Genomic DNA, 13,407 nt, shown 5'->3' on the forward strand with positions numbered 1-13,407 from the left:
CGTAAGCGAACCACTGGTAAACGTCGTAAAGCTGAATGGGCCAACTGCGTCTGGGCCCAGCCCAAAAGGGATGTGGTCGGGTTGTCCTGTTGCTTGGTCAGGGCACGCTGGCGACAAGACCACCGGCGAAAAGGTGGGGCCCTCCCAACCCGTGTTGCTTACACGGAACGTGGTAAGCCCGATGAGGTGTCCCGGATGGGACTAGGAAGCCCGCAAGGGTGACCGATGCCTCAGCGGGTAGAGGATCGCGGAAAAAGCGAAAGCCCGGCTGTAGCGGCCGGGATAGGGGATGAAACGATCGCCCCAACCCGAAAGGGTGCTGACTTCCGCGTGGTGGCCTGTCGTTAGACAGGCTTGTGGCAACCCGACCCTGAAGGGGGGATGTTCCCCTTCAGGGGGCGTCCTGAGTCTTCAGGGTCAGGCGGGTGTAGCTCAATGGTAGAGCTCCAGGTTCCCAACCTGGCGACGTGGGTTCGATTCCCATCACCCGCTCCAACTCAGGAGGCTGATATGGACGCACACGCTGTGAGGGGCGATGTCGCCTCCAACGTCTGGACTGGCTGGCACGATATTTCGTGGCGGACAGTCCACAAGACGGTGGGGAGGCTGCAGGCCCGAATAGCGAAGGCAGCCCGAGAAGGTGACTGGCGGACCGTACGGCGGTTGCAGAAACTGCTTACTCGGTCCACCAGTGCGAAAGCGCTCGCCGTAAGGCGGGTCACCGAGAATCAGGGCCGCAGGACACCTGGCGTTGACGGGGAAACCTGGTCTACGCCCGGTGACAAGTGGAGGGCGATATTTGACTTGGATACAAGACATTATCGTCCACGCCCGCTTCGGCGGGTCCACATACCGAAAGCCAACGGAGGGAAACGGCCGCTAGGGATTCCGACAATGCGGGACCGGGCCATGCAGGCACTGTATCTGCTCGCGCTCGATCCAGTAGCGGAATCCACGGCAGATCCCAACTCTTATGGTTTTCGGAGAGGCCGGTCCACGGTGGACGCCATCGTCCAGTGTCAGAATGCGCTGGGGCGAAGGCACTCTCCACAGTGGGTGTTGGATGCAGACATCAAAGGCTGCTTCGACAACATCAGCCACAGCTGGTTGGAACGGCACATTCCGATTGACCGGGTCGTTCTCCGACGGTGGCTCAAGGCCGGCTATATGGAACAGGGACGCCTGTTCCCGACAGAGGGAGGTACGCCGCAAGGCGGCATAATCTCACCGACGTTGGCGAACATGACCTTGGACGGCATGGAGCGGCTGCTGAAAAGCCGCTTCAAACGCCGGCACAAGATCAACTTTATCCGGTACGCGGATGATTTTGTAGTTACAGCTTCCACCAGGGAAGCGCTGGAACACGAAGTCGTTCCGTTGCTGGAAGCCTTCTTGGGCGAACGCGGTCTGCAGCTCTCGAAAGAGAAGACTCGCGTGACCCATATAACGGAAGGCTTCGACTTTCTGGGATGGAATGTCAGGCGGTTCAACAAGATTCTCCTGATAAAGCCGTCTCGGAAAAACCGGAAGGCGTTCTATCAAAAGGTCGCGGATACATTGAGACGAATGCGGACCGCCAGTCAGGATGATGTGATACGGACCCTGAACCCGATTATCCGGGGATGGGGCGAATATCACAGAAGCCAGATGGCAAAACGCACATTCGCCAAAATGGATCACAAGATCTTTCAGGCCCTGTGGCGTTGGGCCAGACGTCGGCACCCCAACAAGGGGCAACGCTGGATCCGGAAGAAATATTTCCGGGCCAGTGATAACCGTAGTTGGGTGTTTGCGTCTGACAACACGACCCTTGCACGGCTGTCGGATCTTTCGATACGACGGCATGTGAAGGTCAAAGCCGAGGCCAACCCGTACGACCCGGCGTGGGAGAGCTACTTCGAGCATGTCCTCATGAAGAAGATGGCCTCCACCCTGATGGGACGCCGAAAACTGTACTGGTTGTGGGCGCGTCAAAACGGGGTTTGTTCGTGGTGTGGTGAGAAAATCGTCAAGAAGACGGGATGGCACGTCCATCATCGGACCTGGCGGACTCACGGTGGCACCGACAAGGCGGACAACCTCGCAATGATGCATCCTAACTGCCATCGGCAGTTGCACAGCCTGGCAGGAAGGGCTGCCGGTTCTTTCTGTTGACGGAAAGAACTTCGAGGCTGCTTGAGCCCGGTGCGGGGAAACTCGCACGCCGGGTTCTTAGGGGAGGGAGGGGCCGCAAGGCCTCCTCCCTTACCCGACTGATGACGTGGGTTCGATTCCCATCACCCGCTCCACTTCTGTCCGCTTTACCCTTCAAGCGTTTTCGCGCGCGGCCGCTGTAACGGGGACACATGGTCGGTCGCGAGTCCGCCATCGTCCGCAGCCCTTGACGCAATTTCGGGTTGGTGAAACAGACGGTTGAAGGGTCTGCCATGGGCAAGTTGCTGTCACTTCCTGTCGAGAATTTCGCCGGCGAGGGTGCCGCCGGCACGCCGGTGCGTGTCGAGCTGCTGTCCGGCGACGCCCGCGAGGGGCGGCTCGGCCGCTTCGACCCCCTTCGCGGCGAACTGTCCCTGCACCATGCAGACGGTCCCGCCGAGACATTCCGCTTCGCCGATATGCGTCGGCTGTTGTTCACCACCGATCTTTCCCATGCGCTGAATGCCTTGCCGGAAGAGGCGCATGCGCCACAACCCTTGTGGCTGCGTTACCGCGATGGCCGGACACGGGAGGACACCTTTCTCGACGTGCGCATCGATCATCATGGCCTCCACCTGCTGGTCGACGCCGAGGGGCGCGTGCAGCGCGAATTCGTACCCTTTGCCACCCTGGCGCGCTACCGGGTCGGCAGCGTGTCGGGGCAGCCGGACCGCGCCGGCGGCACGCCGCCCGATGGCGTCGTGCGCAGCCGCGAGCAACTGGCGGTGGTGATGGCCTCGCGCACCCCGCTGGCCCCGATTGCCGCGGCTTCCAGTGCGGCCACCGATCCCGAGGCTCTGGCCCGGCGGCTGGCGGTGCCGCTGGTCGATCTTGCGGACTTTGACGTCGAGCCCGAGGTGCTGGCTGACATCCCGGAGAACTTTGCGCGCGAGCACCGGGTGATGCCGCTGCTGAGGATCAACGACCGCCTGATCGTGGCCATGGAGAATCCGGCGGATGCCGAGCTGCTCAGCCTGCTGCACTTCGTCAGCGGCCACAGCGTCGAGGGTTGCGTGGCAGCGCCGGAGGATCTGCAGCAGACCATCGAACGCGCCTATGGCGTCGCCGATGACGCGGAGGCGCTGGACGAGCTGGAGCTGGTGGCCCAGAAGGAAATGGAGACGCAGCCACCGGTGCACGAGGTCGAGCGCATGGGCAAGGAAAAGCCCATCGTGCGCCTGGTCCACAACATACTGGCCGAGGCCATACGCCGCGATGCTTCGGATATCCACCTGCGCCCTGCCGACGATCACGTGGCGCTGCTCTATCGTCAGGACGGCACGCTCGTTCCGGTACGCAAGTTCGCCAAGGTGCTGCTGCCGGCGGTGGTGGCGCGCATCAAGATCATCGGCCGCATGAACATCGCCGAGCGCCGCCTGCCGCAGGACGGGCGCGCGCGCATGGTCGAGGCCGGCAGGACGGTGGACATGCGCATCTCGGTGATTCCGACCGTCAGCGGCGAGAGTGTGGTCATCCGGCTGCTCAATGCCGACAATGGCCTGCGGTCCATTTCGGAACTGGGCTTCACCCTGGAGGATGCGGAGCGGTTCACCGACCTGCTGCACAGGAGCTACGGCATGCTGCTGGTCACCGGGCCCACCGGTTCGGGCAAGTCGACCACCCTGTATGCCGCGTTGCAGGAGGTAAGGAAGCAGAACGTCAACATCATTACCGTCGAGGATCCGGTCGAGTATCGTGTCCAGGGCATCGAGCAGATCCAGGTCAATACCGCGCCCGGCTTTACCTTCGCCCGCGCCCTGCGCAACATCCTGCGCCACGACCCCGATGTCATTATGGTCGGCGAGATCCGCGACCAGGAGACGGCGAAGATCGCCGTGGAGAGTGCGCTCACCGGCCATCTGGTGCTCAGCACCCTGCATACCAACGATGCCCCCACCACCGTTACCCGGCTGATCGAAATGGGCGTGGCGGCCTTCCTGGTGAAATCCAGCCTGCTCGGCGTGCTGGCACAGCGGCTGGTGCGGCTGAACTGTCCGCACTGTATCGAGCTCGAGCCGGTCGACACCAGCGTGCGCCGCTGCCTCGGAGTGGGTGAGGACGAGGTCTTCCATCGCGGCCAGGGCTGCGAGGCCTGCAACCATACCGGCTTCCACGGGCGCATGGCCGTCTACGAGCTGTTGCGGGTCACGCCGGCGATGCGTGATATCATCACTGCCGATGTCAGCGCGGACGCCATTCGCCAGCAGGCCATGCGCGACGGCATGGTGCCGCTGACGCAGAACGCGCTGCGCCTCGCGCGGGAGCAGAAGACCTCGCTGGCCGAGGTGTACCGCGTGCGGCTGGAGTGAAGCGGATCACCCCGAAACCCGCGAACCCAATAGCAGGACGACGGCGAACGTAGGATGGGCAAAGCGCAGCGTGCCCATCAAGCCTGTCAAGCGGCAACGCAGAGACCACCGAGGCACCGAGGGCGCCGAGGTGGACTGGAGGCGAGCGGGAAAAACTCCGTGCCCTCTGCGTCTCCGTGGCCTCTGTGTTCCGGATTAGCAGTGCGATGGGCACGCTGCGCTTTGCACATCCTACGCCTGGATCAGCAGCATGATGGGCACGCTGCGCTTTGCACATCCTACGGCTACTGCGCGTCTGACGATTTCGGTCGGCACAAAAAACGCCGGCACGAGGCCGGCGTCGTTGCGCAAGAATGACCCTCAGGCCTGTGCGCTGCGCATCCGTCTTGGCGGAATGAGATTGAGCCGTGCCAGGTGATCCTGAAGCTCGATGGGCGACAGCTTGCTCAGGTCCTTGGCAAGTTCGCGGATGCGTACCCCGCGCTTGCCCAGTGCGGCCAGTTCGTTGCGCAGCAGGCCCAGCGCGCGCTTCTGCGCCACCACCACCAGTTCACGGGTGCTGCCGTTGGCCAGGCGCTCGGCCTCGGCGGCGATGGTGCGCGCGAAGCGCCGGTCGAATTCATCCTCGTGCTGGTCGCGATGGTCGTCGTAGCCATGCGCGGGCGCGCCGCCGTTGCCGCGGTTGCGGCCGGACTTGATGTCGCTCCAGATCTCGTCGCCGGCCGCTTCGCGTTCCGGGTTGACCAGATCGTTGATCTCCTCGAGGTTGGGGCCGGATTCCAGTTCCGGGAACTCGACATCGGCCAGGCGGAAGAAGCGGGCCCGACCATTGTCGGCGACGATCACACAGTTACCGTTCATGTACAACCTCCTGCATGCATGGAAAGGGCCGGCCGCCGTCGCGTGCCGGCAATCGGATATCGGCTGTGAAGGGAACGCCGGGCGGCGTCCACGGGGGAAAAGAAGGGAGACGGGAACGCGTGTTCCATGTACTGTTCATAGTCCCCATACGGGCGGAATTCAAGGCCCGCCCGCAGGTCGTTGAAGTGCGGTTCAGGATTCAATAAGTTGTCACCTTTCAGGATGGCAGTGCGCCCCGGCGCCGGCCTGTACTCGAACCTGGATCGGGTCCAGACCGGCTGGCGCAGGCCACCCGGCTCAGCAGGGAGAACAGCATGAAGGCATTGCGGATCGTCGGTATCACTGTCGGGATTCTGGTCGCGCTGCTGGTGGTGGCGGCCATCGCGCTGCCGATGTTCCTCGACCCCAACGACTACAAGGACCGGATCACCGGTATGGTCAAGGACAAGACCGGTCGTGAACTGGTGATCGAGGGTGACATGGAACTCTCGGTGTTCCCCTGGCTGGGCGTCGAGATCGGTCGCGCCCGGCTGGGCAACGCACCGGGCTTTGGAGATGCGCCCTTCGCAGCAGTCGAGGAAGTCGAGGTACGCGTCAAGCTGCTGCCCCTGTTGCGTCGCGAGCTGGAGATGTCGAGGTTGCGTCTGGAGGGCATGACGCTGAACCTGGCGCGGGACGCGAAGGGGCGGAACAACTGGGACGACCTGGTGGCCCCCTCCGGGAAGACGGAAGCGAAAGCGGCCGGCGAGGCCGCACCGGGTCAGTCGCCGGCGCTGGCGGCGCTTGCCATCGGCGGTATCGATGTCGCTGATGCGCGCGTGCGCTGGGATGACCACCAGGCCCGCCAGCATTACGAGATCCGGGACCTGGATCTCACGCTCGGTGCCATCCGTCCCGGCAAGCCGGTGGACGTGAAACTGAAGGCCGAGATGGAAGGCGGCAAGCCGAAGCGCGAGGCCGAACTCGAGCTCAAGGGCGAGGTGGCGCTGTCCGATGATCTGCGGCGCATCGAAGTAAACGATCTGCGGCTGGCACTGGAAGCGGAGGGCGAGGGGCTGCCCGGCGGCAAGCTGAAGGCCGGGCTCGAGACCGGGCTGTCGGTGGATCTGGCGAAGCAGACCCTGTCCATGCCGGAACTGGAACTCGAGGCCCTCGGCCTCAAGGCCCGCGGCCGTGCCGAAGGCACGCATATCCTCGGTGAGCAGGCGCGCTTCCAGGGTAGCCTGAAGCTGGATGAGTTCGTGCCGCGGGAAGTGATCGGGCGACTCGGCCAGCCATTGCCCGAGACCAGCGACGCCACCGTGCTGGGCAAGGCCGGAGTCTCGTTCGACTTTGCGGCCACGCCGAAGTCGGTGAAGCTGAGCAAGCTGGCGCTGCGGCTGGACGACAGCAGCCTGACCGGCACCGCCGGCATCGCCGATTTCTCCAGTGGCGCCATCCGCTTCGATCTTGCGCTCGACGCCATCGATCTCGACCGCTACCTGCCGCCGCGCAAGGCAGGCGAGGTCAAGGCGCCGCCCACCCCGGCCGAGGCTGCGGCCGGCGGTGCCGCAGCCCTGCCCGTGAAAACGCTCAAGGCCCTCGATCTCGACGGCCGCCTGCGCATCGGCAGGCTCAAGGCCTACCAGCTCAACAGCACCGATGTCAGTGTCACCGTGAAGGCGCGCGACGGGCTGGTGAACGTGAGCCCGGCACAGGCGAAGCTCTACCAGGGTCGCTACCAGGGCAACATCCGTCTCGATGCCCGCGGCGCGACGCCGAGCATTTCGCTCGATGAAAAGGTGAGCGGCGTGCAGGCCGGTCCGCTGTTGCGCGATCTCGCCGGCAAGGAAGAGAAGCTGCTGGGCGTGGCCGATGTGTCGCTGAAGATCACCGGCCGGGGCGCCGACGTGCCAGCCATCCAGAAGACGCTCAACGGCACGGCCGCCTTTTCCTTCAGGGATGGCGCGGTCAAGGGCGTCAACATCGCCCGGCTCATCCGCAAGGCGAAGGCGCAGCTCAAGGGGCAGCCGCCACCGCCCGAGACCGGCCCCAACCAGACCGACTTCAGTTCCGTCACCGGCACGGCGCAGATCCGCAATGGCGTGGTCTACAACGACGACCTCGACGGCCGCTCTCCGCTGCTGCGGGTGGCCGGCAAGGGCAAGGTGGATCTGCCTGCCCAGGCGCTGGACTACCTGCTCACGGTGAAAATCGTCGAGGCCCTGGAGGGCCAGGGCGGGGCGGGGCTGGCCGACCTCAAGGGTCTTGCCATTCCGGTGCGCATCAAGGGCAGCTTCAGCGAGCCGCGCTACAACGTGGAACTCGACAAGGTACTCAAGGCCGCCGTCGAGAAGAAGGTGAAGAAAAAGGTCGAGGAGAAGATTCAGGAAAAGGTAGGCGACAAGCTGGAAGACAAGCTCAAGAACGAGCTGGGGGGCAAGCTCAAGGGGCTGTTCGGCCGATGAGGATGCCCTGGCCGGCGCTGCTGTTCTGCTTCCTGGCCCTGCCGGCGCAGGCGGCGGAGCTGTTGAACGTGCTGGTCGAACAGCGCGGCACCGTCTACCGGGTGGAGCTGGATGCCCGCTTTGCCGCGCCTGCGGGGCGGCTGCGCACGCTGCTCACCGACTACCCGCACCTCGATCGCATCAATCCCTCCATCCACACCAGCGAGGTGCTGGCCGGTGCGGGGCCGGGGCGGGACCGGGTGCGCACGGTAGCGAAGGTCTGTGTCGCCATCTTCTGCAAGGAGATCGAGCAGGTTCAGGACCTGGAGGTGGCGCCTGACGGCAGCATCAACGCCACGGTGCGCCCGAAGCAGTCCGATTTCCGCTACGGCTTCGCGCGCTGGCGTTTCGAGGAGGACGCCGCCGGAACCCGCATGCGCTTCGTCAGCGAGATCGAGCCCGCCTTCTGGGTCCCGCCTCTCATCGGTCCCTGGTTGATCCAGCGGGCGCTGCGGGCGGAGGCGCTGGAGAGCATCCACAATCTGGAGCGCCTGGCCGGTAAGCCATGACAGACGACTTCGCGGACCGGGTTCTGGCCTGGTATGACATCCATGGCCGTCACGATCTGCCCTGGCAGCAGCAAGCCACCCCCTATCGGGTCTGGGTCTCCGAGATCATGCTGCAACAGACCCAGGTCGCGACCGTCATCGACTACTATCGACGCTTCATGGCGCGCTTTCCCGAACTGTCCACACTGGCCGAGGCCGATCTCGACGAGGTGCTGCATCTCTGGTCGGGCCTGGGCTACTATGCCCGAGCCCGCAACCTGCACAGGGCGGCCATGGTCATCCGCGACCGCCATGGCGGGCGTTTCCCCGAGGATTTCGAGGCAGTCGCGGCCCTGCCCGGGGTCGGCCGCTCCACAGCTGGCGCCATCCTCGCGCTGGCCTGCGGGCAACGCCATGCCATTCTCGACGGCAACGTGAAGCGGGTGCTGGCGCGCTTTCACGGCATCGACGGCTGGCCCGGGCAGGCCGCCGTGCAGCGCCGCCTGTGGGAACTGGCGGAGGCGCATACGCCCCGGCGGCGCGTTGCCGACTATACCCAGGCGATGATGGATCTGGGCGCGACCCTGTGCACCCGCGCCCGGCCGGACTGCGGGCGCTGTCCCCTTGCCGCGGACTGTCGCGCCCGCGCCGAGGGCCGGCAGGGCGAACTGCCCGCGCCGCGACCCAGGCGCGAACGGCCGCTGCGCCGTGCGCGGCTGCTGATCGCCCACGACGGGCAAGGGCGCGTGCTTCTGGAGCGTCGCCCTCCCGCGGGCATCTGGGGCGGGCTCTGGTGCCTGCCCGAGGTACCGGAGGGTGAAGCGCCGGTCGACTGGGCGGCACGCGAGCTGGGCGTGCGCATCGCCGAGCCGGAGTCCTGGCCCGCGCTGCGCCACGGCTTCACCCATTTCGTGCTCGACATCGGCCCGCTCGCCGCCCGGGTGCTGGAAAACCCGGCGGACCGCGTGTTGGAAGGCGGTGCGCGCGTCTGGTATAACTGCCGCTCCCCCGATCAGCGCGGCCTGGCCGCCCCCGTGGCCCGGCTGCTCGAAACCCTGCAGGCCCGACAATCAGGAGAGCAAGATGACGCGGATGGTGCAATGCGTGAAGCTGGGCACGGAGGCTGAAGGTCTCGACCGCCCCCCCTATCCCGGGGAGCTGGGCAAGCGGATCTTCGAGAACGTGTCGAAAGAGGCCTGGCAGCAGTGGCTGCGCCAGCAGACCATCCTTATCAACGAATACCGCCTCTCGCCGATCGAGCCCAAGGCCCGCAAGTTCCTCGAGGAACAGATGGAGAAATTCTTTTTCGGCGAGGGCGCTGACACCCCCGAGCAGTTCACGCCCCCGGGCCAGTAACCGCGCCTTGACGGGACCCCGCCGGGCCGGTTTAATACGCCCTTTCCGACGACGGCCAGGTAGCTCAGTTGGTAGAGCAGGGGACTGAAAATCCCCGTGTCGGCAGTTCGATTCTGTCCCTGGCCACCAATCTCAAGCGGCGATATTTTCGACCTTTTCTCAGATTGCTCCGTGGCATTCAGCGTGTTTCCTCCAGATTGGAAACCGTCCCCAACATACGTCGGCGCAATCTTGCCAATTTTTGCCAAAGCCGCTAGAGTTTGTCCGCATGGGCACGATGAATATTTCCCTCCCCGAAGGACTCAAGGCCTTCGTCGACGAGCAGGTGGCCAGCCGCGGTTACGGCACCGTCAGTGAGTATGTGCGCGAGCTGATCCGCAAGGATCAGGAGCGAACCCGGCTGCGCAACCTGCTGCTCGACGGGGCGGCTTCTACCCCTGCCGGTGTCGCCGATGCCGCCTATTTCGAAGGCCTGCGCGACCACCTCCGGCGTCACGCCGGCAAGTGAGCGTCAAGCCCGTCGTCCGGCGCGCCCGCGCGGACCAGGATCTTATAGAGGCCGTGGCGCATTACCTGCAGGAGGCCGGCGACCGGGTCGCGTTGCGCTTTGTCGATGCCGTCGAAAAGGCCTTCCGGCATATCGCCCGTCATCCCGAAAGTGGTTCCCCCCGCTATGCGCTCGAACTCGAACTGCCCGGCATCCGTTGCTGGCCGGTGAGACATTTCCCCTACCTGGTCTTCTATGTCGAGCGGGAAGATCATATCGATGTCTGGCGGGTACTGCAGGGTCAGCGGGACATTCCCCCATGGTTGAGTGATGACCCTGATGAAAAACGTCAGGGACGTTGAACCGTATCCTGACAGTCGTCCAGTGATATAGATCACGACAAGCCCGGAGGCGCTTGCCTATACCCATTATGGGTACTACGCTGCCCGCCATCCAGTGGAGATAGGCATCGGGGACCGTCATGGCGTGGGCCAGGATGCGCCCGAACTATCAATTTGATAATTGATGATAGTTTGGTGATAGGTCGCCAATTTATCAAATAGATACCAACTGATAGTTTGCTGATACTTGGTGGTGTTTCTCCGCCGGGTTGGAATGTTTCGCCGTTGGTCGGGGGTGCTTCCGGGAGGATGAAACGGGTGGGGCCTTATCGCACCCACCGTCACGCTGTTGGCGGTGTTCAAGGTCGTGCGCCGGAAACGCGGCGAGCATGCGGTCATTCAGGTCATTGTCCCGATGAAACTGGGCCGGCGCCCCCATCCCCCGCTTTTGTGCGCCCCGCTTCTGGTACACAATAGGCCGCACAGGCAGACCGTGGGGCCGTAGCTCAGCTGGGAGAGCGTCGCGTTCGCAATGCGAAGGTCGGGAGTTCGATCCTCCTCGGCTCCACCATTTCTCCGCCCGCCGGTTCCGGCGGGTGTCCGTTCATTCTTTCGGATGTCTGCCGCGCCCCATCAGCGCCGCGCGCTGTTCCGAGGCCAGGTAACTCATCCGCGACAGGTAGCCGATGCGGTCCAGCAGCTCGTGCACCGCGCCGAGCAGCAGCGCCAGCAGGGCGATGATCACCAGCAGGGCGCCGGCGAGAAACTGGCCGATCACCGTGGCCACGCCCAGCAGCAGGGCCAGTGGCAACAGCACCCGCCAGTAGATGCGCCGCTGGCGGTACTGGCGCTGTTCGAAGGGGTGGAGGCTGGCGTCGGTCGGGCCCGGGGCTTCTTCGTTCATGGCGGCTCCCCTGGTTGAATCGGATGGCCGCCAGTCTCGAACGGCCGGGGCGGATTTGCAAATCCGCCCCGGCCGCGCCCGAATTCGGAAGCGGCAGGCGGGTGATCGTCCCTGACACCGGTTGCCTGCCGGCCGCGTGGCATCCCTGTCTCGCGGCGACGCCAGTATCCGTGAACCGCCATTGGGGATCTGTCCGGCATCCCTGCCCGGGCTTGTAAGCATTCCCCGACCGCGGGTGTCGGAAACCGCCCGCCGGGGCCGGCAGGTAGCTCGGGTGAAGCGCAGCGTATCCTGGGGAAGGAGGGCATGTCCCCGGATTCTGGCCTGCGGCTTCCTTCCAGGCTACACGTCGCCTCACTCCTCACCCCCGCGCCATTCCCGTATCATCCCCGGAAAAACCACCGGAGATGCCCATGGGGAACCAGCAACATCGCATTGCCGAGCTGATGACTGCGAGCGGTGTCGGCTTCGGCACCAGCGGCGCGCGCGGGCGCGTCGTCGACATGACGCCCGGGGTCTGCTTTGCCTACACCCGCGCCTTTCTCGACCACATGCGCGATGCCTTCGGCTGGAAGGCGGGCGAGGCGGTGGCCATCGCCGGCGACCTGCGGCCGAGCACGCCCGGCATCATGGCGGCGGTCGCCTGCGCGGTGCGCGACGCCGGCGGCGAGCCGGTCAACTGCGGTTTCATCCCGTCCCCCGCCGTGGCCCTGTACGGCATCGAGCAGGGCATCCCCGCCATCATGGTCACCGGCAGCCACATCCCGGACGACCGCAACGGCATCAAGTTCAACCGCCCCGACGGCGAGATCCTCAAGGACGACGAGGCCGCCATCCGCGAGCGCACCGTCACCGTGCCCGAACTGGCGCCGGAGGCCCTCGCCACCTGCCTGCCCGAGGCGGACGACGCCGCGCGCGCGGCCTACGTCCGCCGCTATGTGCGCTTCTTCGGTGCCGGCGCCCTGGCCGGGCAGAAGGTCGGTGTGTACGAGCACTCCGGCGTCGCCCGCGACCTGCTGGCCGAGATCCTGGGGGCGCTGGGCGCCGAGGTCGTGCGGCTGGCGCGCTCCGAGACCTTCATCCCGGTCGACACCGAGGCCATCCGCCCCGAGGACGTGCGCCTGGCGCGAGACTGGGCGGCGGAACAGGGCCTGGACGCCATCGTCTCCACCGACGGCGACGCCGACCGCCCGCTGATCAGCGATGAGCAGGGGCACTGGCTGCGGGGCGATGTCGCCGGCATCCTCTGCGCGCGCTTCCTTGGCGTGCAGCGGGTGGTCACGCCGGTCAGCAGCAACAGTGCCATCGAGCGCTGCGGCGGGTTCGAGGAGGTGCTGCGCACCCGCATCGGCTCGCCCTTCGTCATCGCCGGCATGCAGCAGGCGCTGGCGCGCGGTGGCGGGGTGGCCGGCTACGAGGCCAACGGCGGCTTCCTGCTGGCCACGCCGGTCACCCGCAACGGCCGCACCCTGGCGCCGCTGCCCACCCGCGACGCGGTGATCGTCATCCTCGCCCTGCTGGTGATGGCCGCCGAGCGCGGCGAGCCGATCTCGGCGCTGGTCGCCGACCTGCCGCCGCGCTTCACCGCCAGCGACCGGCTCAAGGATTTTCCCACCGAGCGCTCGCGCGAGATCATCGCCGGCCTGATGACGCCCGACGGCCAGGCCGACGCCGGCGCGGTGGAAGCGCTGTTCGGCGACCTCGCCGGCCGGCTGGTCGAGGCCGACGCCACCGACGGCCTCCGCCTCACCTTCGACTCCGGCGAGATCATCCACCTGCGCCCTTCCGGAAACGCCCCCGAGTTCCGCTGCTACAACGAGGCCGACACGCCCGAGCGCGCGGCTGCGCTCAACGCCGCCTGCATGGAACGGCTGGCGGGGTTGCGGTGAGGGTGTGTGAGGCGTGAGGCGACGGGTGGCCTGGATGCAGGCCGGAATCCGGGGCATGCCGCCTGGTCACCGGGTTGCACTGCGCGCCACCCG

The 13,407-nt window shown here is 65.6% G+C and carries 11 protein-coding genes and 3 tRNA genes; 12 read left to right on the forward strand and 2 right to left on the reverse strand.

What is annotated here, in order from left to right:
* The first annotated feature begins 421 nt into the window (after positions 1 to 421).
* The 3 genes from MVF76_RS03175 (at position 422) to MVF76_RS03185 (ending at position 4,502) form a co-directional block, all read left to right on the forward strand.
* Positions 422 to 495 (forward strand) — tRNA-Gly (locus tag MVF76_RS03175).
* A gap of 15 nt (positions 496 to 510) precedes the next feature.
* Entirely contained in the window at positions 511 to 2,154 is a 1,644-nt protein-coding gene (ltrA, locus tag MVF76_RS03180) for a group II intron reverse transcriptase/maturase (protein ID WP_297527341.1), read from the forward strand.
* Between the two features lie 272 nt (positions 2,155 to 2,426).
* Positions 2,427 to 4,502, forward strand: a complete 2,076-nt coding sequence (locus tag MVF76_RS03185; protein ID WP_297527342.1) for a GspE/PulE family protein — start codon at positions 2,427 to 2,429, stop codon at positions 4,500 to 4,502.
* Positions 4,503 to 4,862: 360 nt separating this feature from the next.
* Here MVF76_RS03185 and MVF76_RS03190 read toward each other — a convergent pair whose 3' ends face one another.
* Positions 4,863 to 5,363, reverse strand: a complete 501-nt coding sequence (locus MVF76_RS03190) for a host attachment protein (protein ID WP_297527343.1) — start codon at positions 5,361 to 5,363, stop codon at positions 4,863 to 4,865.
* A 314-nt stretch (positions 5,364 to 5,677) separates the two neighbouring features.
* Here MVF76_RS03190 and MVF76_RS03195 point away from each other — a divergent pair, with 314 nt between their 5' ends.
* From MVF76_RS03195 to MVF76_RS03230, 8 genes are all read left to right on the forward strand, one after another.
* On the forward strand, positions 5,678 to 7,810 hold the full coding sequence (locus tag MVF76_RS03195) for an AsmA family protein (RefSeq protein WP_297527344.1): 2,133 nt from the start codon (positions 5,678 to 5,680) through the stop codon (positions 7,808 to 7,810).
* Complete coding sequence (locus MVF76_RS03200) at positions 7,807 to 8,358, forward strand: SRPBCC family protein (protein ID WP_297527345.1); 552 nt, start codon at positions 7,807 to 7,809, stop codon at positions 8,356 to 8,358. Before MVF76_RS03195 ends, MVF76_RS03200 begins: the two co-directional genes overlap by 4 nt.
* A complete protein-coding gene (mutY, locus tag MVF76_RS03205) occupies positions 8,355 to 9,464 on the forward strand; it encodes an A/G-specific adenine glycosylase (RefSeq protein WP_297527346.1) in 1,110 nt (369 codons plus the stop codon). Before MVF76_RS03200 ends, mutY begins: the two co-directional genes overlap by 4 nt.
* A complete protein-coding gene (locus tag MVF76_RS03210) occupies positions 9,421 to 9,693 on the forward strand; it encodes an oxidative damage protection protein (protein WP_297527347.1) in 273 nt (90 codons plus the stop codon). The genes mutY and MVF76_RS03210 overlap by 44 nt, the downstream gene beginning before the upstream one ends.
* A 53-nt stretch (positions 9,694 to 9,746) precedes the next feature.
* A tRNA-Phe gene (locus MVF76_RS03215) sits at positions 9,747 to 9,822 on the forward strand.
* Between the two features lie 139 nt (positions 9,823 to 9,961).
* Entirely contained in the window at positions 9,962 to 10,201 is a 240-nt protein-coding gene (locus MVF76_RS03220; RefSeq protein WP_297527348.1) for a type II toxin-antitoxin system ParD family antitoxin, read from the forward strand.
* The gene (locus MVF76_RS03225; RefSeq protein WP_297527349.1) at positions 10,198 to 10,542 is read left to right on the forward strand and encodes a type II toxin-antitoxin system RelE/ParE family toxin; all 345 of its coding nucleotides are present in this window, start codon (positions 10,198 to 10,200) and stop codon (positions 10,540 to 10,542) included. The genes MVF76_RS03220 and MVF76_RS03225 overlap by 4 nt, the downstream gene beginning before the upstream one ends.
* Before the next feature lie 474 nt (positions 10,543 to 11,016).
* Positions 11,017 to 11,092: transfer RNA gene (locus MVF76_RS03230), tRNA-Ala, on the forward strand.
* A 33-nt stretch (positions 11,093 to 11,125) separates the two neighbouring features.
* Here MVF76_RS03230 and MVF76_RS03235 read toward each other — a convergent pair.
* A complete protein-coding gene (locus tag MVF76_RS03235; RefSeq protein ID WP_297527350.1) occupies positions 11,126 to 11,425 on the reverse strand; it encodes a hypothetical protein in 300 nt (99 codons plus the stop codon).
* A 407-nt stretch (positions 11,426 to 11,832) separates the two neighbouring features.
* Here MVF76_RS03235 and MVF76_RS03240 point away from each other — a divergent pair, with 407 nt between their 5' ends.
* On the forward strand, positions 11,833 to 13,314 hold the full coding sequence (locus MVF76_RS03240; protein ID WP_317622923.1) for a phosphomannomutase: 1,482 nt from the start codon (positions 11,833 to 11,835) through the stop codon (positions 13,312 to 13,314).
* Positions 13,315 to 13,407 lie beyond the last annotated feature (93 nt).

Origin of the sequence: Thiohalobacter sp. (assembly GCF_027000115.1) — a bacterium.
Taxonomy (GTDB): domain Bacteria; phylum Pseudomonadota; class Gammaproteobacteria; order Thiohalobacterales; family Thiohalobacteraceae; genus JALTON01.